At 74.8% G+C, this 21,153-nt stretch carries 14 protein-coding genes and 1 pseudogene; 3 read left to right on the top strand and 12 right to left on the bottom strand.

The annotated features are described in order from the left end of the window. Nucleotides 1–147 precede the first annotated feature (147 nt). Entirely contained in the window at nt 148–1,839 is a 1,692-nt protein-coding gene (locus G5C62_RS15785; RefSeq protein ID WP_164701718.1) for an MDR family MFS transporter, read from the top strand. Between the two features lie 3 nt (nt 1,840–1,842). Then, entirely contained in the window at nt 1,843–2,790 is a 948-nt protein-coding gene (locus G5C62_RS15790) for a nucleoside hydrolase (protein ID WP_164701719.1), read from the top strand. Between the two features lie 4 nt (nt 2,791–2,794). Here G5C62_RS15790 and G5C62_RS15795 read toward each other — a convergent pair whose 3' ends face one another. The 6 genes from G5C62_RS15795 to G5C62_RS15820 all read right to left on the bottom strand — a co-directional run bounded on the left by G5C62_RS15795 (nt 2,795) and on the right by G5C62_RS15820 (nt 11,627). After that, nucleotides 2,795–3,811 carry a zinc-dependent alcohol dehydrogenase family protein gene (locus tag G5C62_RS15795; protein WP_164701720.1) on the bottom strand — a complete coding sequence of 339 codons (1,017 nt, stop codon included), beginning with the start codon at nt 3,809–3,811 and terminating at the stop codon, nt 2,795–2,797. A gap of 73 nt (nt 3,812–3,884) precedes the next feature. Next, nucleotides 3,885–4,676 (bottom strand): SGNH/GDSL hydrolase family protein, encoded by a 792-nt coding sequence (locus G5C62_RS15800; protein ID WP_036332409.1) that lies wholly within the window; start codon nt 4,674–4,676, stop codon nt 3,885–3,887. After that, nucleotides 4,673–6,904 carry a glycoside hydrolase family 3 C-terminal domain-containing protein gene (locus G5C62_RS15805; protein WP_206330678.1) on the bottom strand — a complete coding sequence of 744 codons (2,232 nt, stop codon included), beginning with the start codon at nt 6,902–6,904 and terminating at the stop codon, nt 4,673–4,675. The genes G5C62_RS15800 and G5C62_RS15805 overlap by 4 nt, the downstream gene beginning before the upstream one ends. 80 nt (nt 6,905–6,984) lie before the next feature. Then, a complete protein-coding gene (locus G5C62_RS15810; protein ID WP_036332476.1) occupies nt 6,985–7,572 on the bottom strand; it encodes a DUF1349 domain-containing protein in 588 nt (195 codons plus the stop codon). A gap of 66 nt (nt 7,573–7,638) precedes the next feature. Next, complete coding sequence (locus G5C62_RS15815; RefSeq protein WP_164701722.1) at nt 7,639–9,162, bottom strand: glycoside hydrolase family 43 protein; 1,524 nt, start codon at nt 9,160–9,162, stop codon at nt 7,639–7,641. Between the two features lie 56 nt (nt 9,163–9,218). Then, nucleotides 9,219–11,627 (bottom strand): glycoside hydrolase family 2 TIM barrel-domain containing protein, encoded by a 2,409-nt coding sequence (locus tag G5C62_RS15820; RefSeq protein WP_164701723.1) that lies wholly within the window; start codon nt 11,625–11,627, stop codon nt 9,219–9,221. A 288-nt stretch (nt 11,628–11,915) separates the two neighbouring features. On the opposite strand from G5C62_RS15820, the gene G5C62_RS15825 reads away from it, so the two are divergent. Beyond that, nucleotides 11,916–12,668, top strand: a complete 753-nt coding sequence (locus G5C62_RS15825) for an SDR family NAD(P)-dependent oxidoreductase (RefSeq protein ID WP_036332474.1) — start codon at nt 11,916–11,918, stop codon at nt 12,666–12,668. A gap of 7 nt (nt 12,669–12,675) precedes the next feature. On the opposite strand, the gene G5C62_RS15830 is transcribed toward G5C62_RS15825, so the two are convergent. The 6 genes and pseudogenes from G5C62_RS15830 to G5C62_RS15850 all read right to left on the bottom strand — a co-directional run. Continuing rightward, the gene (locus G5C62_RS15830) at nt 12,676–13,521 is read right to left on the bottom strand and encodes a nucleoside hydrolase (protein ID WP_052090419.1); all 846 of its coding nucleotides are present in this window, start codon (nt 13,519–13,521) and stop codon (nt 12,676–12,678) included. Nucleotides 13,522–13,537: 16 nt separating this feature from the next. Then, nucleotides 13,538–14,209 (bottom strand): hypothetical protein, encoded by a 672-nt coding sequence (locus tag G5C62_RS28165; protein ID WP_346774126.1) that lies wholly within the window; start codon nt 14,207–14,209, stop codon nt 13,538–13,540. After that, nucleotides 14,198–15,049 (bottom strand): annotated as a pseudogene (locus tag G5C62_RS28170) (glycoside hydrolase family 43 protein); the annotation flags it as partial. The gene G5C62_RS28165 and the pseudogene G5C62_RS28170, both read right to left, overlap by 12 nt. Further along, nucleotides 15,046–17,682, bottom strand: coding sequence for an alpha-L-rhamnosidase (locus tag G5C62_RS15840; RefSeq protein ID WP_164701724.1), 2,637 nt, complete (start codon nt 17,680–17,682; stop codon nt 15,046–15,048). The gene G5C62_RS15840 and the pseudogene G5C62_RS28170, both read right to left, overlap by 4 nt. Beyond that, nucleotides 17,679–20,333 carry a family 78 glycoside hydrolase catalytic domain gene (locus G5C62_RS15845; protein ID WP_164701725.1) on the bottom strand — a complete coding sequence of 885 codons (2,655 nt, stop codon included), beginning with the start codon at nt 20,331–20,333 and terminating at the stop codon, nt 17,679–17,681. The genes G5C62_RS15840 and G5C62_RS15845 overlap by 4 nt, the downstream gene beginning before the upstream one ends. Then, nucleotides 20,333–21,153: oligopeptide/dipeptide ABC transporter ATP-binding protein (locus G5C62_RS15850; protein WP_164701726.1), on the bottom strand; the 821-nt coding region annotated here is incomplete at its 5' end. The genes G5C62_RS15845 and G5C62_RS15850, both read right to left, overlap by 1 nt.

The raw sequence follows: 21,153 nt of genomic DNA on the forward strand, positions 1-21,153 counted from the left end.
CCTCCGGCGAGGTCGCCACGGGCCGGTGGACCTTCGACGAGGCCGAGCTGCGCGCGGCGGTCACCCCGCGGGCGCGGCTGCTGCTGCTGAACACCCCGCACAACCCGACGGGGAAGGTCTTCACCCGCACCACCCCTGAGGAGCTCCATGTCCAGCGCGCCCACCGCCGCGCCGCCCATCGTCCTGACCCGCCGGCGGATCAACACCATCTTCGGCGCGCTGCTGGCCGGCATGCTGATGGCCGCGCTGGACCAGACGATCATCTCCACCGCCATGCCGACGATCGTCGGTGAGCTCGGCGGCGTCTCGCACATGGCCTGGATGACCACCGCCTACCTGCTGGCGACCACCCTGGTCATGCCGGTCTACGGCAAGTTCGGCGACCTGTTCGGCCGGCGCACGCTGTTCCTGGTGGCGATCGGGCTGTTCACCGCCGCCAGCCTGGGGGCCGCGCTGGCACCGGACTTCGGCTGGCTGGTGTTCTGGCGGGGCGTGCAGGGCCTCGGCGGCGGCGGGCTGATGATCCTGTCCCAGGCGATCATCGCCGACATCGTCCCGGCCCGGGAGCGGGCGAAGTACATGGGCCCGATCGGTGCGCTGTTCGGGCTCTCCGCCGTCGCCGGGCCGCTGGTCGGCGGGTTCTTCACCGACTCGGCGGCACTGGGCTGGCGCTGGTGCTTCTGGGTCAACGTCCCGATCGGGCTGGCCGCCTTCGCCGTCGGCTGGGCCGCGCTGACCCTGCCGCGCAAGCGGAACACCACACCGCTGGACCTCGCCGGCATCCTCACCCTGTCGGTCGCCACCACGTCGCTGGTGCTGGCCACCGACATCGGCGGCAGCGAGGGCTGGGGCTCCTGGCAGGTGCTGGCGCTGCTGGCGGTGCTCGCCTGCTCGATCGCGGCGTTCGTGCTGGTGGAGCGGCGGGCGGTGGAGCCGATCGTCCCGCTGTCGCTGTTCCGCAACCCCACCTTCGTGGTGGCCACCGCGCTGGGCATGGCCGTGGGCCTCGGCATGTTCTCCGCGATCGCCTTCATGCCCACCTACCTGCAGATGAGCTCGGGCCTGTCGGCGGCGAACTCCGGCCTGCTGATGCTGCCGATGACCGCCGGGATCATCCTGACCATCCAGAGTTCGGCCGCGGTCATCATGCGCACCGGCCGCTACAAGGTGTTCACCGTCGCCGGGGTCGCGCTGATCCTGGCGGCGATGCTCTGGATGACCACGCTGGCCGGGGACACCGCGCTGTGGACCGTCGGCGCGATGTTCTTCCTGCTCGGCGCCGGGCTCGGGCTCATCATGCAGAACGTCGTGCTGGCCGCGCAGAACGCCGTCCCCGCCGCGCAGATCGGCACCGCCACCTCGACGAACAACTACTTCCGCGAGGTGGGCGCGGTGCTGGGCGTCGCCGTCTTCGGCACCCTGTTCACCAGCCGGCTGGGCGACCGGCTCGGCGAGGCCCTGGCCGGCAACCCCGAGCAGGCGGTGCAGGCGGGGATCACCTCCCCGGACACGCTGGTGCCGACGGCGGTCGAGGCCGCGGGTGAGCCGCTGCGCACCGCGATCGTGGACGCCTACGCCGACGCCCTGGCGCCGGTGTTCTGGTACCTGGTGCCGATCCTCGTCCTCGCGCTGCTGCTGGCCCTCGCGCTCCGCGAGGTGCCGCTGTCCGACGTCGCCGGGATGGTCGCCCGCGGCGAGGCCGTGTCGTCGGAGGCGGAGCTGGCCGCCCTGCGCGCCGACCCCGGGACCGACGAGCCCGTCCTGGTGGTCGAGCAGGGCGGCGGCCAGGACGACGACGCGTCACGCCGCGCCCAGGGCGCTTCTCACATGGAGGTCTGACCGATGAACCAGCCCCGCATCCGCGTCGTCGTCGACAACGACTTCAGCGGTGACCCCGACGGCCTCGTCCAGCTCGCGCACCACGCGCTCTCACCGTCGGTCGACCTGCGGCTGGTCATCGGCTCGCACCTGCGGCCCGGTGACCACTTCGACCCCTCGGACACCACTGCCGACAACGCCGCCGAGCTCGCCCGCGAGGTGCTCGCGCTGGCCGGCCGCCCCGACGTCCCCGTCCTCGCCGGGTCCAACGTCGGTCTGACCGACCGGGTGACGCCGATCCGGTCCGCGGCGGCCGAGGCGCTGGTCGCCGAGGCCATGCGCACCGACGTCGACAGCCCGCTGTACGTCTGCGCGGGTGCCGGGCTCACCGAGGTCGCCAGTGCCTGGCTGATCGAGCCGCGGATCGCCGAGCGGCTCACGCTGGTCTGGATCGGCGGCCCCGAGCACCCCGGCCTGGCCGAGCCGCCAGTGGGCGCGATGCCGATCGAGTACAACCTGCTCATCGACGTGCTGGCCGGGTCCATCTTGTTCGGCGACTCCGCCGTCCCGATCTGGCAGGTGCCGCGCGACGCCTACCGGCAGACGCTGGCCACCTTCGCCGAGCTGCAGCTGCGGATGGCCGAGCACGGGCCGCTGGGTGCGCGGCTGTTCGCCGCGCTGGACGGCCTCCGTACGGAGGCCCTACAGCACGGGTTCGACCTCGGCGAGACCTACATCCTCGGCGACAGCCCGCTGGTGCTGCTCACCGCGCTGCAGTCGGCGTTCGAGCCGGACCCCTCCTCGAGTCGGCACGTCGTCCGGGACACGCCAGGGATCTCTGCGGACGGGCAGTACACCACCGTTCCCGGTGCGCGGCCGATGCGCATCTACACCCACCTCGACTGCCGGCTGACGATCGAGGACCTGTTCGCCAAGGTGCAGCTGCACGCCCGAGGCGAGGGGAGCTCCTGACCGGTCAGGGCGTCAGCAGCGCCTTGACCGCGCGGCGCTCGTCCATCGCGCGGTAGCCCTCCGCGGCCTGGTCCAGCGGCAGGGTCAGGTCGAACACCCGGCCCGGGTCGATCGCCCCGGACCACACCCGGTCGATGAGGTCGGGCAGGAAGCGGCGCACGGGGGCGGGGCCGCCGTGCAGCCGCACCATCGTGGAGAACAGCTGCCGCCCGGTGATCTCCACGCCGTGCGGGACGCCGACGAACCCGACGCCGCCACCGGGGCGGGTGGAGCGGATGGCCTGGTCCATCGACTCCCCGGTGCCCACGCACTCCAGGACGGCGTCGGCCCCCACCCCGTCGGTGAGGTCCCGGATCCGCGCGACCCCCTCGTCCCCGCGTTCGGTCACGATGTCGGTGGCACCGAACCCGGTGGCCAGCCGCTGCCGCGGCTCGTGCCGGCTCATGGCGATGATCCGCTCGGCCCCCAGCTGGGCGGCCGACAGCACGCCGAGCAGCCCGACGGCGCCGTCCCCCACCACCGCGACGGTCATCCCCGGCTGCACCCCGGCGGCGACGGCGGCGAACCAGCCGGTGGCCATGACGTCGGAGAGGGTGAGCAGGCTGGGCAGCAGCTCCGCCGACGGCACCTCGGGCGTGGCGACCAGGGTGCCGTCGGCGTGCGGCACCCGCAGCAGCTCGGCCTGGGCGCCGGTGATGCCCACCCGGTGCGCGCAGGCGCTCTGGTACCCCGCCCGGCAGTGCGCGCAGGTCCCGTCGGAGGCGATGAACGGCACGATCACGAACTGGCCGGGCCGGACGGTGGTGACGTCGCTGCCCACCTCCTCGACGATCCCGCAGTACTCGTGGCCGATCGGCGTCGGCTCGGTCACCTCGTTGATGCCGCGGTAGGGCCACAGGTCGGAGCCGCACACGCAGGTGGCGGAGGCCCGGACCACGGCGTCGGTGGGCTCCACGACCCGCGGGTCCTCGAGCTGCTCGACGCGGACGTCGCCGGGGGCGTGCAGGACTGCTCCGCGCATGGGGGCGGTGTTCCTCTCGGAGTGCGGGTCGGACCCGTGCTCCTTGCCCGCCCCCGCCGGGACGAACCGCCGGTCAGCGCGCGGGGTGGGCCGACAGCTGCTCGACCAGCAGGTCCGCGACGGCGCGCATCCCGGCCGCGTTCGGGTGGTAGGGGGCGACCCCGCCGCCCAGCAGGTCACCGAACACCCAGCCGGTGACCCACGGCTCCGCCGACCCGACGGCGTGGTCGCGGGAGGCGGCCGAGGCCGCCACCAGGTCGGCACCGGTGACGCGGGCGGCCGCCGCGGTCGCCGCCTCGAGCCGCCGGCCGACGTCGGCGCACAGCAGGCGGTGCTCCTCGCTCATCGGGAAGGCGGGGGTGGCCTGCTCCGGCACCACGGTGAGGTAGTCGACCAGCACGACCCTGGCCCGGGGCGCCCGCCGGCGGACCTCGCCGACCAGCTGGGCCAGCCGGTCCGGCAGGTCCGCCAGCGCCGCGTGGACCGCGGCCGGGTCGATCGGGGTGCCGAAGAACGCCCGGGCCGGCAGCGGCACGCCCTCCGGGTCGGCCCGGGCCGAGCAGCGCAGCAGGGTGAGCAGGTAGTCGACGTCGTTCCCGCCGACGGTGACGGTCACCAGGTCGGCGTCCGGGCCGACCGCCTCGACCTGCGGCGGCACGGTGCCACCGGTCAGCAGCGCCTGCGGCCGGGTGAGGACGTCGTCGATCGTCGCCCCGCCCGAGCTGACGTCGACCAGGTCGTACCCGAGCCGCTCGGCGGCCAGCTGCGCGTAGTTGCGGCCCGACCGCGCGCACTCGGGGACCAGGATCGGGTCGATGCCGGGGCCGGCGGCGAAGGAGCTGCCCAGGGCGACGTAGCTGGTCACCGGGCGGCCCGGGCCGCCGCCATCAGCCGCTCGAGCTCCTCGGCGGGGATCGCCCCACCGAAGTCCGCGGCGAACCGGCGCATCGGCATGGAGCCGATCATCTGCAGCATCCCCGCGTGCATCTCCGCGGCACCCTCGGGCATCGTCGCCAGGAAGCCCTCCAGCAGCTGCGGGCCGGCGACCGGGTGCTCGAACCACTCGGCGACCGACGACTGCAGGGTCAGCTCCCGCACGACGACGTCCCCGGCGAGGTCGATCGTCCGCTCGTCGACGACGTCGGTGGCGCTGCGGCCGATCTGCACGGTGTGCTCCCCCGGTGCGACGACCCAGGCGTGCTCCCGGACGTCCCAGTACGCGAACGCCCGGCGGTCCAGCTCGAACGCCACCGTCGTCGACTCCCCCGCCGCCAGCGAGACCTTGGTGAAGGCGCGCAGCTCGCGGGCGGGCCGCCGCACCGGTCCGGCGGTGGTCGCGACGTAGACCTGCACGACGTGCCGGCCGGCCCGCGCGCCGGTGTTGGTGACCGTCAGGGTCACCGTCGCCGCGTCGGCGCCGACGGCCCGGACCTGCAGGTCGCTCGTCTCGAACGTTGTGTAGCTCAATCCGTGGCCGAACGGGTACCGCACCGGGCGGTCGACGGTGACGAACTGGCGGTAGCCGACCATCACGCCCTCGCCGTAGCGGACGTGGCCCTGCTCCCCGGGGAAGTCGAGGAAGCTGGGGGTGTCCGCCAGCCGCAGCGGGATGGTCTCGGCCAGCCGGCCCGACGGGTCGGCGGCGCCGGTGAGCAGGTCGGCCAGCGCGCTGCCGCCGGCCTGGCCGAGCAGGAAGCCGGCGAGCACGGCGTCGACGTCGTCGTGCCAGCCCTCCAGGGACACCACGCTGCCCGAGGACAGGACGACGACCGTGCGGGCGCTGACCGCGGCCACCGCGCGGATCAACTGCACCTGCGCCGCGGGCAGGTCGAGGTGGGTGCAGTCGACGCCCTCGGTCTCGTCGGCCTCGGCCAGCCCGGCGAAGACCACGCTGACCTCTGCGTCTCTGGCCAGGCCGACGGCCTCCTCGCGCAGGGCGGTGGCGTCACCGGCGCCGTCGAGGGCGTACCCGGGCGCGAAGGTGAGGTCCGGGTGCGCGGCCCGCAGCGCGCTGAGTGCGTCGTCGACCCGCGTGGCGTTGACGTGCGAGCTGCCGCCGCCCTGGAACCGCGGCGTGCGGGCGAACTCGCCGACCACGGCGACCCGCTGCCCGGCGGCCAGCGGCAGCGCGCCGGCCTCGTTCTTCAGCAGCACCGCGCAGCCGGTCGCGAGCTCGCGGGCCAGCGCGTGATGCGCGTCGGCGTCGAAGCCGTCGGTCGGCTTGCTGACGTACCCCGCCAGCGCCGCGACCCGGCGCACGCTGCGATCGACGACGGCCTCGTCCAGCCGGCCGCTGCGCACGGCGTCCACCACCAGGGCGTTGCCGGCGCCGTGGTCACCGGGCATCTGCAGGTCCAGACCCGCCTCCAGGGCGGCGACCCGGTCGTCGACCGCGCCCCAGTCGGAGACGACGGCCCCGGTGAAGCCCCACTCCTCGCGCAGCACCTCGGTGAGCAGCCAGTGGTGCTGGGAGGCGTAGACCCCGTTCACCTTGTTGTAGGCGCACATCACCGTGGCCGGCTGGGCCTCGGTGACCACCCGCTCGAAGGCCGGCAGGTAGATCTCGCGCAGCGTGCGCTCATCGACGTCGGCGCTGACCTGCATGCGCTGCGTCTCCTGGTTGTTGGCCGCGAAGTGCTTGACCGACGCGCCCACGCCGGCACCCTGCTGGCCGCGGACGTGCGCGGCGCCGAGCACCCCGGCCAACAGCGGGTCCTCGGAGTAGTACTCGAAGTTGCGGCCGCACAGCGGCGACCGCTTGATGTTCACCCCCGGCCCGAGGACGACGGGCACGCCGATCGCACGGGCCTCGACCCCGATCGCAGCCCCGATCCGCTCGGCCACCTCCGGGTCCCAGCTGGACCCCACGGCGACGGCCGGCGGGAAGCAGGTGGCCGGCACGCTCTCGATGAGGCCGATCTGGTCGAGGTCGCCCACCTGCCGGCGCACCCCGTGCGGTCCGTCGGTGAGCACCACCGAGGGCAGCCCGGCCGCCTCGACCGGCGGGGTGGACCAGAAGTCCTGGCCGGAGAGGAGGGCCGCCTTCTGCTCCAGCGGCAGTGCGGTCGGGTCGGACGGCGTGGTGGGGGTCACCACCCGATCCTGCCGATCGCCGGCCGCCCGCGTCGCCGCGGATGCCATCCAGCGGTAGACGGCACGCTCATACGGGCTGCTCAGTGCAGGGCGGTGTCGGCCGGCCCGGTGGCCCAGCGCCGGAAGCGGACGACGAGGCCGGCCCGGGTGGGGGCACAGCAGTACGGCCCGGCCTGCACCTCGGCGTCCGGCGGGAACCAGGCGACCCGGACCAGCCGGAACGGCTCGTCGTCGGCCCGGGCCCGCACCGTGACCGCGTCGCCGGCCCGGCTGGCCCGCACCGTTACCCGGCGGCCGGCCCAGTCGGGCACCGGCGCCACGGACCAGTCCGAGCGGCCGAGGGTGACGACGGCGCCGACCTGCGGCGCCCCGTCGGAGAACTCGACGCCGGCCTTGAGCCAGGTCTCCGCACCGGCCCGCAGCATCAGGCCGGCCTGGTCGAACTGCTGGTCGAAGTCGACGTCGAAGGCCACCTCGACCGCCCCGTCCAGCCGGCCCAGCAGTGCGTGGGCGTCGTCGTGGACGAAGCCGTAGGAGGTGTGCCGCCAGGCGTCGCTGCCCTCGGCTGCGGTGACCAGCAGGTCGGTGCCGTCATCGGTGGCCGCGACCGGCGGCGTCGTCCACGAGCCCGCGGCCCACGGCTGGACCCGGCTGCCGTCGTCCGTCATGCCGGCACGGTAGCCGCGTCCCGAGGCTCGCGCGCTTGCCATGGCGGTCGGGATGCCGCCCCTCGCCTACTCCTCGCAGCCCGTGTACCTCAGCTCGGCGAAGGTGACCGTGCCCTCGACGGCGTACAGACCCAGGACCCGGCCGGTGAAGGACACGGCCGCCTCAGCGCTCCAGTGCCGGCCGTCGAGCTCGGCGAGCTCGGCCGTCTCCTCCCCGCTGAACGCGACGAGGCGGATCCGGTCCCCACCGAGCGCCTCGGGGGTGAACCCGGTCGGCGGTGGCGTCATGTCCATCCGGAGGGACACCTCACCGGCGGGGAAGGTGTGCGACCAGCTCTGGGTGAGGCCGGTGACGACCGCTCGCCCGGTGACGGTGGTCGTGGTGCCGTCGCAGCGGGCCTCCAGCTCGACGTGCTGGGCCTCGGAGTAGCGCGCCGCCAGTCCACCGACCCCACGGCTGGCGTCGATCCGGGTGGAGACGGCTGCGGTCAGGTGCCGCTGGCGGCGCCCGAGGAAGCACGGCCGGGTGCTTCCCAGCGTCGACCCGTCGCCGGTGAGGGCCAGCCGGCCGGGGCTCTCGGTCGTCGAGGCGACCTCGTCCGGCGTCCGGCGGACGCCCAGCCACCCGGGGTCGGCCAGGGCCGCGGGGTCGGAGAAGTCGAAGACCTCCTCGTCCACGCCCGGACGCGGAGCCAGTTCGACCGGCGCGGGGAACGGCCAGTCGTCGACCCACGCGACGTCGGTCGCGAACGTCTCCCGGCCGAGCGGGGAGAAGGCGCGGGTGAGGCCCAGCGGCCGGACACCCAGCAGGACGAGGGCGGACCCGCCGTCGGGGGTGTCGACCAGGTCGGCGTGGCCGGTGTTCTGGATCGGGCACCTGGTGCCACGGGCGGTCAGCACGGGGTTGGCCGGGCACGGCTCGAAGGGCCCCTGCGGGGAGTGGCTGCGCGCGACGCTCACGGCGTGGCCACGCTCGGTGCCGCCCTCGGCGATGACCAGGTACCACCAGTCGCCGCGCCGGTGCAGGTGCGGAGCCTCCGGGAACATCGCCCCCGTTCCCGACCACAGCGACCTGGGCGGTTCCAGTGCCCTGCCCGCGGCCAGGTCGACCCGCACCTGCTGGATCCCGTGGTGCGCTTCGAGGTCCTCCCCCGTGGTGCCCAGCCCTGAGTAGGTGACGTAGGCCGTGCCGTCGTCGTCCCAGGCGAGGTCGGGGTCGATCCCGTCGATCCCGTCGATCGTCGTGCCGTCGCTCCACGGGCCCGCCGGGTCCGTCGCGGTGAACACCACGCAGCCGCGGGGGCTCATCGCGACGGTGACGATGACGATGACGAAGTACACGCCGTTGCGGTGGCGGATCGTCGGCGCCCACACGCCGCACCCGGTGACCACGCCCTCGACCTGCACCTGCTCCGGGCGGGTGGCGACGTTGCCCACGTGCGTCCACTCCACCAGGTCGGTGCTGCGGTACACCGGCAACCCCGGCAGGTACTCGAAGCTGGAGGTCACAAGGTGGTAGACGCCGTCGACGAGGACGACGCTGGGATCGGGGTTGAAGCCGGCGATCAGCGGGTTGGGGCGGGCGGTCACGGGAAGTCCTCCGTGCGGACGGTCGTCGGTCGAGGTCGGGAGCGTCGGGGTCGAGCTCACCGGGCGGTCACCGTCACCGTCGCCGGGGCGCAGCCCTCGGCCGTCGCGGTCACGGTGATGGTGCCGGCGCCGGTCGGGCGGACGATGGCGAGCACCCGGCCGTCGAAGGTCGTGTGCACGGCGTCGAGGTAGGACTCCGCCGTCGCCGGCGCCGCGCTGCCCAGCCCGGCCAGCGTGCCCGCCCCCTCGACGGTCACCGTGACCTGGCGGTCCACCCCGAGTGCGACGGTCCCGGCGGCGTCGGTGAGCGCGAGCGCGACGAAGGCCAGGTCTGCGTCGTCGGCCCGCAGCACCGTGCGGTCGGCGGTGGCCACGAGCCCGACCGGTCCCGACGCCGGCCGCAGGACCGTGCGCCCGGTCTCCGCGCCACCCGTGCGGGCCACGGCCACCAGGTCCTCCGCGGCCCACGGCACGGTGAACTCCGCCCGGAACCGGTGCGCCTCCCCCGCCGGGGCGGTGCCCATCGACCGGTCGCCCAGCAGCAGCTCCACCTCCTCGGCGTCGCTGTAGACCTCGACGGTCAGCGGGACGCCCTCGGCTCCGGTGAAGGCCCAGTCGGCCACCGAGTCCGCCCACGCCCACGGCGTCGAGACCGTCGTCCGCCCCGACCGCTCGGGCCGGACGACGGCGATCGCCGGTGCGGTGCGCAGCCCGAACACGGTCTCCCGGTAGTAGGACGCCGGCCGGCGGTGCCCGGTGATGTCGAGGTCGCCGCACCAGGCGAGCAACCACGGGAAGGGCCCGTGGAAGCCGCCGGCGGCCGGGTCCTCGCTGTCGGCGACCCGGCCGATGCCGGCCTCGCCGAGGTAGTCCCAGCCGGTCCAGGTGAAGTCACCGATGACGTGCGGGTGGTCCTGGACCAGTCGCCAGAGCCGGTCGATCTTGGTGGCGAAGGTCTCCGAGCCCACGATCACCCGGCGCGGGAACAGCTCCCGGTCGATCGCGTACCGGGCCTCCATGTAGTTCATCCCGGCGACGTCGAGCACGTCGAAGGACTCCTCCGTGCGCCGGGCGACCAGCTCGGTGGCCGACAGGTGGTCCATGAACTCGCCCATGTCGGTGAGCATCGTGTTGATGCCCAGCTCGGCTGCCTGGGGGCCCCGGGCCTCCTCGATGACGGCCAGCATCGCGTTGACGCCGTTCGTGACGAACCGGGTGGGGTCCTCGGCGCGGACGGCCTCGGCCAGCCGGCGCGACCACAGCGCGCCGTGCGGGTCGGACACCTCGGGGATCTCGTTGCCGATGGACCACAGCACGATGCTGGGGTGGTTGGCCCCGCGCCGGACCATGGAGGCGACGTCGGACCGCCAGGTGTCGGCGAAGTGGCCGGCGTCGTCCTCGATGGACTTGCCGTGGGTCCAGGTGTCGGTGAGCTCGTCCATCACCAGCACGCCCACCCGGTCGCAGGCGGCGAGCATCGCCCGGCTCATCGGGTTGTGCGAGCTGCGCAGTGCGTTGAACCCGGCCGCCGCCAGCAGCTCCACCCGACGTTCGTCGGCCCGGCCGATCGCGGCCGAGCCCAGCACGCCGTTGTCGCTGTGCACGCACGCCCCGCGCAGGAGCACCGTCTGGCCGTTGATCCGCAGTCCCCGCTCGGGGTCCAGGGACAGGGTCCGCAGGCCGGTGGTGACCGTCTCAGTGTCGGTCTCGACGTCGCCGTCGAGCAGCACCGCCTCGACAGTGTGCAGCCGCGGCGACGTCGGGCTCCACGGCGCCGGGTCGGCCACCAGCAGCCGCTGGCGGACGACCGCGGGCTCCCCCGGCAGCACGGTGACCGGCGAGACAGCCTCAGCCACCACGGCCCCGGCGTGGTCGACCAGCCGGACACGCAGGGTCCGGCTGGCCAGTCCCCGCCCGGCGTGCACGACGGTCGAGGCGACCGAGACGACGGCGCGCGAGCCGTCGAGCTCCTCGGTGACCACCCGGACACCGTCGGCGGCCAGGTGCACCAGCGGGCCGCGCAGCAGGTGCACCGGACGGTGGATGCCGGCGCCGGCGTACCAGCGGGCGTCCCTGCCGGCCCGGCACAGCACGCGGACCTCGTCGGTCCCGTCGTACCGGAGGTGGTCGGCCAGCGGGACGACGGCCTCGGTCCAGCCCGACGACCAGGTGGCGGCGAGCTGACCGTTCACCAGCACCCGGGCCGAGCGGTACACGCCCTCGAAGTGCAGGGCGAGCACCTGGTCGCGGTCGTCGCCGGTCACCGGCAGCACCGCCCGGTAGTCCACGGCGGTGGGCGGGAAGTAGCCCGCGCCGGGGCCGTGCTCGGCATCGCGCGGCTGGCCGAGGGTGGCGTCGTGCGGGAGCACGACGTCCCGCCACGGCTGGGCGGCACCGTGCATCTCGGCGAAGGAGTTGGCGTGCGGCCGGAACTGCCAGCCGGTGGTGAACGGGGTGCGGCGCATGGCTGCCCTCTCGAGTGGGGAACGAGGTCAGCACGCGACGGATGGCGTCCTGGCTGGAGCGCCCCATGCCCGCGCGGGGCCGGCGTTACCGGCGATCGGCCGTCTGCTGGATCGCCGCGGGCACCCGCGCACCGTCGATCGTCGGTGTCCGCCGTCACCTCCGCGAGGCCCTTGCCATTGGCCAGCAAGACGAAGCGTCGTCCGGGAGGTCGGCCCGCTGGTGGAAAAGGGCTGCCGGTGATCGGCACGGTGGTCTCCGGCGATGCCGGCGCTGGGCAGACTCGTGCCATGAGCGGGCGACTGGCAGGGAAGACGGCGTTGGTGACCGGGGCGGCGGCGGGCATCGGGCGGGCGGTGGCCGACCGGTTCGTCGCCGAGGGAGCGCGGGTCGCCTACGCCGACCGGGACGTCGCGGGCGCCGAGGCGGCCGCCGCGGCATCGGGTGGGCGGGCGGTGCCGATGGACGTCACCGACGAGGACAGCGTCGCCGGTGGCTTCGCCGCACTGGCCGCGGACGGCTGGGTGCCCGAGGTCGTGGTCGTCAACGCCGGCGTGCAGCTGTTCGGGCAGGACGCCGAGGTGGCCGACCTGGACCTCGACGTCTGGCGGCGCACCCACGAGGTCAACCTGACCGGGGCGTTCCTGACCGTGAAGCACGCCGTCCGCGGGATGCTGGGCGTCGGCGGCGGCTCCATCGTGTTCACCGGCAGCCCCACCGCGGTCCGTGGCGAGGGCGCGGAGTTCACCGCCTACGCCTCGTCCAAGGCCGGCATGCACGGGCTGGCCCGCACGGTCGCCGCCGCCTACGCCCGCCGGGGCATCCGGGTGAACACCGTCGTCCCGCCCTACACCGAGACCGGGCTGGTCAGCACCCTCACCGACGACCCCGAGGCCCGGGCCGCGATCGTCGGCCGGATCCCGATGGGCCGCGCCGGCACCACCGGCGACCTCGAGGGCGTGATGGTGTTCCTCGCCAGCGACGAGTCGGCGTTCGCGACCGGCGCGACGTTCGCCGTCGACGGCGGCATGACCACCCTCTGAGCCGTGCTCAGGCCTCCCGGCTCCGGCGCTCGTGCAGCCGGAGCCGGGCGAGCAGGTCGGCGACCAGCAGGCGGAGGTCGACGTCGGTGCACACCCGTCGTCCCGGCTGGTCCGGGGACTCCGTCCACGTGCAGGCCACGTCGTCGAGGGCGGTGACCAGGACCGGGGGGCTGTCACCGAGCGGCCAGGTCTCCCCCTGCTCCACGAAGTCGGGGATCGGCAGCTCGACGTACTGCTGCCACAGCCAGGCACCCAGCCGCCCGGCGCCGCCCACGTCCTGCTCCAGCTCCGCCACCGAGTACGTGCAGCGCCGGTAGGTCTCCAGCGGGAACTGCCAGATCGCCAGGTCCTCGCGGGCGAGCACCTCGCGGGCGGCCTCGGCGTCGGTGTCCCGGTTGTACTCGAGCGCGTCGGCGCCCAGCGCCCCACCGACCCAGACCAGCTTCAACCGGGCGGCGATGTCCGGGGCCTGGCGCAGCGCCTGGGCGACGTTGGTCAGCGGGCCGGCGCAGACCAGGAAGAGCGGCAGCGGGCCGTCCCGCCGCGCCTCGGCGACGATGGCGTCCGCGGCCGCCGACGAGGTGTCGCCGCCGCCGATCGGCACGTCGCACCCGGCGGCCACCACCGGCCGCTGCGTGCCGACCAGGTCGACCAGCTCCTGCGCGCGCCGGGCGCCCGCGGCTGCCGTGCCCTCGGGCGGCCCGAACCGCGGGCTGAGGTGCGAGCTGGTCACCGCCACCACCCGGTTGGCGGCGCTGAGCAAGTGGTGGGCCAGGGCGACCAGACCGTCAGGGTCACCGTTCCAGTCGTTGTCGACGACGACGCGGCAGCGTTGGGTGATGCGCAGGGACACGTGCTTCCTCCAGGGGTCAGGCGGTGGGGACGGCGGCCGGGTCGTCGGCACCGGCGTAGCGGAACGAGCGGACGACGACCGACCCGGAGGAGCACCAGACGCCGACCATGCGACCGGTGATCCCACCGGCCACCTCGGTGGAGACGTAGCGGCCGTCGATCCGGCCGAGCTCGGCGAACCCGCCGTCGGCGTCCACGACCCCGGCGACCAGCTGGTCCGGGCCGAGCGCGGTGGAGGAGAAGTGCCCCTCCGACGGGACGGCCCGGACCTCCAGCACGACGTCCCCGGCCGGGACGGCGACCTCCCCGAGCAGCTGCCGGAGCGGGCCGACCTGCGCGACCGCGCGCACCACGTCCCCGGCGACCTGGAGGTCGAGGCGGTGGCGGGGGTCCATCCGCACGGACAGGCCACCGACACCGTCACCGTCCGCGGCCACGACCGCCCGGGCCCGGCAGTACAGGTGCTCCTGCCGGCGGCCGGCGAAGGCAGCGTCGTCCGAGGCCGGGTCGGCGGCCCCGGCGGTGAGCCGCCAGCCGCCCTCGCCCCGGGTGAGCACGTCGCCGGGGAACCGGCGCGGCGACACCCAGGAGACCGGCAGCGCGGCGCCGGCCAACTCCTCGACCTCGACCGGCCCGGCAGCCGGGGTCAGCCACTCCGCCAGCCGGGGCCAGCCGTCCTCCCACACCACCTCGGCGGCGAAGGTCTCCCGGCCCAGGACGTGGAACTGCGGGCTCGCCCCGCGCGGCCGGACGCCGTGGAAGACGATCGCCCAGCTGCCGTCGGGCCGCTGCACCAGGTCCGCGTGCCCGGTGTTCTGCACCGGGTGCTCGACGCCCCGGTGGGTCAGCAGCGGGTTGTGCGGGCACGCCTCCCACGGCCCGGACGGCGACGGGCCGCGGGCGATCGTCACCGCGTGGCCGCGCTCGGTGCCGCCCTCGGCGATCAGCAGCTACCAGTACCCGCCGACCCGGTACAGGTGCGGGCCCTCCGGGAACCGGCCTCCGGTGCCCTGCCACACGTGCCGCCGCTCGGTCAGCGCCCACCCGGTGACCGGGTCGACGGCCTGCTGCACGACCCCGGCCGGCCCGCCGGCGCCGAAGCCCGCGTAGGTGACCAGCAGCGTGCCGTCGGCGTCCCAGGCCAGGTCCGGGTCGATCCCGCGGACCTCGTCCATCCGGACCGGCTCCGACCACTCGCCCAGCGGGTCCTCGGCGGTGACCAGCGTCTGCCAGCCACCGTCGGCCAGGTTGGTGGTGACCATCCAGAACCGGCCGTCGTGGTGGCGGATCGTGCAGGCGGTGATGCCGCCCGAGCCGGGGGCTGCCGAGACGTCCAGCTGCGACGGGCGGGCCAGCACGTGCCCGACCTGCTCCCAGGACACCAGGTCGGTCGAGCGGAACAGCGGCACGCCGGGGGCGTACTCGAAGCTCGAGTGCACCATCCAGTACGTGTCGTCGATCCGGCAGACGCTGGGGTCCGGGTGGAAGCCGGGGATGACGGGCGCCGGGGTCACGGGCACAGACGTCACTGGTGGGCCTCCGGGTCGAAGAACAGCGCAGGCTTCTCCACCGGCGCCGGGACGGTGACCGTGCGGGTGAACGAGTGCCGCCCGGCCGCCACCTGGACCGGTGCGCTGCCGTCGGGCAGCGACACCTCGGCGGTCGTGTTCGGCGGGACGGTCAGCTCCAGCGTCAGCTCGGCGCCGTCGAGGGCCCAGGAGACCGCCGCCGTCCCGTACGGCGTCTCGTGGGTCGCGGCGGCGGAGGTGATCCCCTGACCCGGGCGGGGGGCGACCCGCAGCCGTCGATAGCCGGGTTCGGCCGGGGCGAGGCCGGCCACGGTGCGTTGCAGCCAGTCGGCCACCGCCCCGAACGCGTAGTGGTTGAAGGAGGTTATGTCGCCGGGGTTGATTGACCCGTCGGGGAGCATGGAGTCCCAGCGCTCCCAGATCGTCGTCGCGCCCATCGTCACCGGGTACAGCCACGACGGGTTCTCCCGCTGCAGCAGCAGCTCGTACGCGGTGGCCAGCTCGCCGGCGTTCGTGAGCGCGTCGGTGACCAGCGGGGTGCCGAGGAAGCCGCTGGCGATGTGGAAGCCGTCCTTCAGCACCTGCTCGGCCAGCAGCCGGCCGGCGTGCGCCCGCTGGTCGGGGGTGAGCAGGTCGAACTCCAGGGCGAGGGCGTAGGCGGTCTGCGACGGGTAGGCGACCCGGCCGTTCGGGGAGACGTACTCGGCGCGGAACCGCTCGGTCGCCCGCTCGGCGAGGTCGGCGAACCGAGCGCCGTCCCGACCGAGCACCTCGGCGGCCTGCGCGACCGTGCGGGCCGAGCGGGCGAGGTAGGCAGTGGCGACGCACTGCCACGGGGTGCGCGCAGCAGCGGGGTTGTCCGGCGGAGCCGCGGAGTCCAGCCAGTCGCCGAAGGAGAACCCGCCCTCGGGGAAGTCCAGGTCGGCCCCGGCCCGCGCGGCGAAGACGTCGATCCAGGCGGTCATGGACGCCCACTGGTCGGCGAGCAGCCCGGCGTCCCCGGTCCGCTCGTACAGCACCCAGGGGACGACGACGGCCGCGTCGCCCCAGCCCACCTCCGCCTGCTGCGGGAACGGCAGCAGCGGCAGGAACGGCACGTACATCGGCACGATGCCGTCGTGGTCCACCTGCTGCTCGACCGCGAGGTCGGCCAGCCAGGAGCGGAGCATCCCGGTGGTGTCGTAGAGGAACGTCGCGGACGGGGCGAAGACCTGGAGGTCACCGGTCCAACCCAGCCGCTCGTCGCGCTGCGGGCAGTCGGTGGGGACGTCGAGGAAGTTGCCCCGCATCCCCCAGACGACGTTCTCGTGCAGCCGTTCCACGTCCGGGTCGGAGCACGCGAAGGTGCCGGTCCGGCGCAGGTCGGTGTGCACGACGACGGCCTCGAGGTCGCTCGGCGCCAGCTCCCCCGGCCAGCCGCTGACCTCGGCGTACCGGAAGCCGTGGAAGGTGAACCGCGGCTCCCAGGTGCGTGTGCCGTTGCCGTCCAGCACGACGACGTCGGTGGCGTCGGCACCGCGCAGCGGGCGGGTGCCCAGCTCGCCGTGCTCGAGCACCTCCGCGTGCCGGACGGTGACCTCGGTGCCGGCCGGCGCGTCCGGCAGCGACAGCCGGAGCCGGCCGACCAGGTTCTGGCCGAAGTCGACCAGCGTCCTCCCCGACGGCGAGGTGCTGATCTCCCGCACCGGCAGGACCTCGGTGCGGCGGACCGGCGGACCGGTCGGGGCGACGAGGGTGGCGACGTCCAGGTCCCCGGTCTCCACCGGCGTCCAGGCGCTGTCGTCGAACGCCGGCTGCGACCAGCCGGGGAGCTCGCGGCGGGCGTCGAACGTCTCGCCCGCGTAGAGCCCGGCCCGGGTGAGCGGGCTGGGCGCCGACCGCCAGGAACCGTCGGTGGTCACGACGGTGCGGCTGCCGTCGTGGTGCTCGACCTCGAGCTGGACGAAGGCGCCGGTCCGGTCGCCGTAGAAGGCCCGCTTGCCGGTGAAGCCCAGCGGGCCGGCGAACCAGCCTTGCGCCAGGTGCACGCCGAGCGCATTGGCGCCTTCGGTGAGCAGCGCCGTGACGTCGTGGGTCTGGTAGCGCAGCCGGTGGTGGTAGCTGGTCCAGCCGGGCGCCAGCACGTGGTCACCGACGACCGACCCGTTCAGCTCGGCCTCGTAGACCCCCTGCGCGGTGGCGTACAGCCGCGCCCGGGTGACCGGCCGGTCCAGCACGAACTCCCGGCGCAGCAGTGCGGCCGGCTCGTCGCCGCAGTCGGCGGGCAGCACCGGCCGGACCAGCGTCGCGGTCCAGTCGGCCGGCGCCAGCAGGCCGGCCTCGACGACGGTGTCCTCGCTCCACACCGACGGCTCGACGGCCCCCTCGCCCCACACCCGCACGCGGACCGTGCGATGGTCGCGGCTGGTCAACGGCGGCGCTCCCCATGCCACGAGCACCGACTCGTCGGACTCCACCCGGCCCGACGACCAGACCGGGCCGTCCTCGGGCGCGATCTCCAGCTCGTACGCGGCCTGCCGCCAGCCGTCGAGGTCGGTGCGGGACACCCAGGACAGCCGCGGCCGGGTCTCGCCGATGCCCAGCGGCTCGCGGTGGTGCTCGACGGTCACGGGCAGGACGGTCAGGTCGCTCATGCGGGCTGCTCCAGGGTGGTCGTGAACGTGTGCTCGCCGGGTCCGGCGGATGCCGTGGTGCCGTCGGGCAGGACGACCGTCGCCTCGGCGCCGGCCGGGACGACGACGCGCAGCGAGAGCACGTCGTCGGTGACGGCCCAGGCGGAGGAGATCCGGCCGTACGGCGACTCGTGCGCGGCCTCGGCGGAGGTCAGGCGGCCACCGGGCCGGGGCTGGACGCGGAACCGCCGGTACGCGGGCTCCAGCGGCTCGATGCCCGCGGTGTACCGGTGCAGGAAGGAGACGACCGCGCCCTTGCTGTAGTGGTTCAGCGACTCGTGCGGCACGCCGTCGGCGTCCACGCCGTCCCACCGCTCCCACACCGTGGTCGCCCCGCGGTCGACCATCGTCAGCCAGGACGGCTCGGTGTCGGTGAGCAGCAGCTCGTAGGCGACGTCGAGGTGTCCGGCGTCGGCGAGCACCGGCAGCAGGTACGACGTGGCCAGGAACCCGGTGGCCAGGTGGGTGTCGGCCTTGCGGACCAGCTCGACCAGCCGCTCGGCGACGGCCGGCCGCAGATCGGCCGGCACCAGGTCGAAGGCGAGCGCGCGCACGTGGTCGGCCTGCGTGTCGCAGCACAGCCGCCCTTCGTCGTCCAGGTACTCCGCCTGCCAGGCGGCCCGCGCCCCGGCGGCGAGTCCGGCGTAACGGTCGGCGTCATCGTCCCTACCCAGCACCGCGGCGATCCGGCTCAGCAGCCCGGCGCTGTGCGCGTAGTACGCCGTCGCCACCTCGCCCTTGTCGGCCGCGGCGAAGGCGGCGAAGTCGCCGACGTCCTCCCCGGGCACCAGCCACTCACCCCAGTGGAAGCCGGTGTCCCAGAGGAACCGCTCGTGCGGCGCGGGCTCCGGCCGGCGGGCGACCCGAGCAGGGTGTCGCTGGTCCCGGGCCATCCGCTCGACCCGGTCGAGCCAGCCGACCATCGTCGGCCAGAGCTCGGCCAGCACCTGCTCGTCGCCGTAGGCGCGGTACAGCTCCCAGGGCACGACGACCGCGGCGTCGCCCCAGCCGGCCGAGCCGTTCATCGCCGCGACCGGGCCGGCCCGCCCCTCGCTGCGGGAGGACGGGCTGATGTTGGCGATCGTCCCGTCGGGCCACTGGTCGGCGGCGACGTCCCGCAGCCACTTGGTGGAGAACCCGGCGACGTCGTACAGGAACGCGGCGGTCGGGACGTACAGCTGCCAGTCACCGGTCCAGCCGGCGCGCTCGCGGTGCGGGCAGTCGGTGGGGATGTCGCAGGCGTTGCCGCGCAGGCTCCAGACGGCGGCCTCGTGGAAGCGGGTCACCCGCTCGTCGCTGCAGGAGAACCAGCCGGTGCGGCGCAGGTCGGTGTGCACGACGACGCCGCGGACGTCGTCGGCGGTGAGCTCGCCGGGGTGCCCTGCGATCCGCACGTACCGGAAGCCGTGCGTCGTCCGCCGTGGTTCGAACACCTCACCCGGCACGCCGGCCGAGACCACCTGGTCCACCTGGCCGGCCGGCAGCGGCTCCGGCAGGAAGGGCACGGCGGGGCGCAGGTGGTCGGTGGTGACGTCGCCGTCGGGGCCGAGCCACTCGGCGTGGGTCAGCGTGAGGGTGGTGTTCGCCGGCCCCAGGTCGGTGAGCCGCACCCAGCCGTTGACGTTCTGGCCCAGGTCGACGACGTGCGCCCCGCCCGGCAGCCGGGTGACCGACACCGGGGTGAGCTCCTCGACCCGGCGCACCGGCGGGGCCGGGGAGTCGACGAGGCCGGCGTAGCCGTGCTGGACGACGCCCACCGGCGCCCAGCCGGCGTCGTCGAAGCCCGGGGCGTCCCAGCCCCGCGGCAGCCGCCGCAGGTCGACCCGCTCGCCGGCGATCAGGTCGGCGGCCACCACGTGCCCCTCGGCGCTGCGCCAGCCCGGCCCGGTGCCGACGACGGTGACGCTGCCGTCGTCGTGCACCAGGTGCAGCTGGGCGAGCAGCGCGAGCCGGTCGCCCCACTGGTCGGCGGCGCGGAGGATGCCGATCTGGCCGCGGAACCAGCCGTCGGCGAGCACGACGGCAAGCGCGTTGCGGCCGGGCCGGACGGTGGCGGTGACGTCGATGGTCTGCACCTGCAGCCGGACGTCGTACTGGGTGAAGCCGGGGGTCAGCTCGGCGTCCCCGGCGCGCGTTCCGTTGAGGAAGGCCTCGTAGACGCCCTGCGCGGTGGCGTGCAGCCGGGCGGCGACCACCGGCCGGTCGACGTCGAACTCGTACCGCAGCAGCGCCGCCGGCCGCTCCCCCGGCGGCCCGGCGGGCATCTCCCCCGGCTCGACCCAGGAGGCCTGCCAGTCCTCGGCCCACAGCAGCCCGGTCTCGAACCAGCCCGCCGCGGACGGTCCGCTCTCCCCGAGGTCGGTGCGCACCTGCACCCACCACTGCACCCGGTGCCCCGCGGCCAGCGGTGGGCCGGCATAGGGCACCAGCAGGTGCTGCCCGCTCTCCACCCAGCCGGTGTCCCAGCCGTTGTCCGCGGTGAGCCGGGAGGCGAGCTGCTGCCCGGCGCCCATCGGCAGCTGCCAGGACAGCCGCGGCGTCGTCGTCCGGATGCCGAGTGGTTCGTCGAGGTGCTCGATCCGCAGGTGGTGCGGCGCAGCGGGGTCCTCCATCACGGGCGCGGGACCCGCTCGGCGTGGTGGCAGGCGGTGAGCGAGCCGTCGAGCAGCCGGAGCGGCGGCCGCTGCGCCACGCAGACGTCGGTGGAGAACGGGCAGCGGGGCACGAAGGGGCAGCCGGTGGCCGACGGCGAGGCGGCTCCCGCGGTGCCGAAGCCGGCGGCCTCCCGGGCGGCGCGGCGCGCGGCCTGCTCGGCGGGGCGCGGCACCGGGGCCGCCGCGGTGAGCGCCAGGGTGTACGGGTGCCGGGGCCGCTGGGCGACCTGCTCGGCCGGGCCGGTCTCCATGACCTGACCGCGGTAGAGGACGACGGTGCGCTGGGACAGGAAACGCACCACGCCCAGGTCGTGGGCGATGAAGAGGAAGGACAGCCCGCGCTGGTCGCGCAGATCGGCCAGCAGGTTGAGCACCTGCGCCTGGGTGGAGAGGTCCAGCGCCGACACCGGCTCGTCCAGCACGACCACCTTCGGGTCACAGACCAGCGCCCGGGCGATGGCGATGCGTTGCCGCTGACCGCCGGAGAACTGCGCCGGGCGGCGGTCGACGGCCTCCCCGGGGAGCCCCACCGACTCCAGCCCGGACCGGGCCCGCGCCAGCGCCTCGGTGCCGGTCACGCCCATCAGCCGCAGCGGCTCCACCAGCGTCTGGCCGATGGTGCGGGCGGGGTTCAGCGACGAGTACGGGTCCTGGAAGACCACCCGCAGGTCGGCCACCTGGCGGCTGCGCTGCCTGAGCGACATCCCAGTGACGTCCTGCCCGGCCACCTCCACCGTGCCGGCGGTCGGCCGCTGGAGGCCCAGGACCGCCTTGCCGA

The sequence above is a fragment of the Modestobacter sp. KNN46-3 genome, from assembly GCF_011039295.1.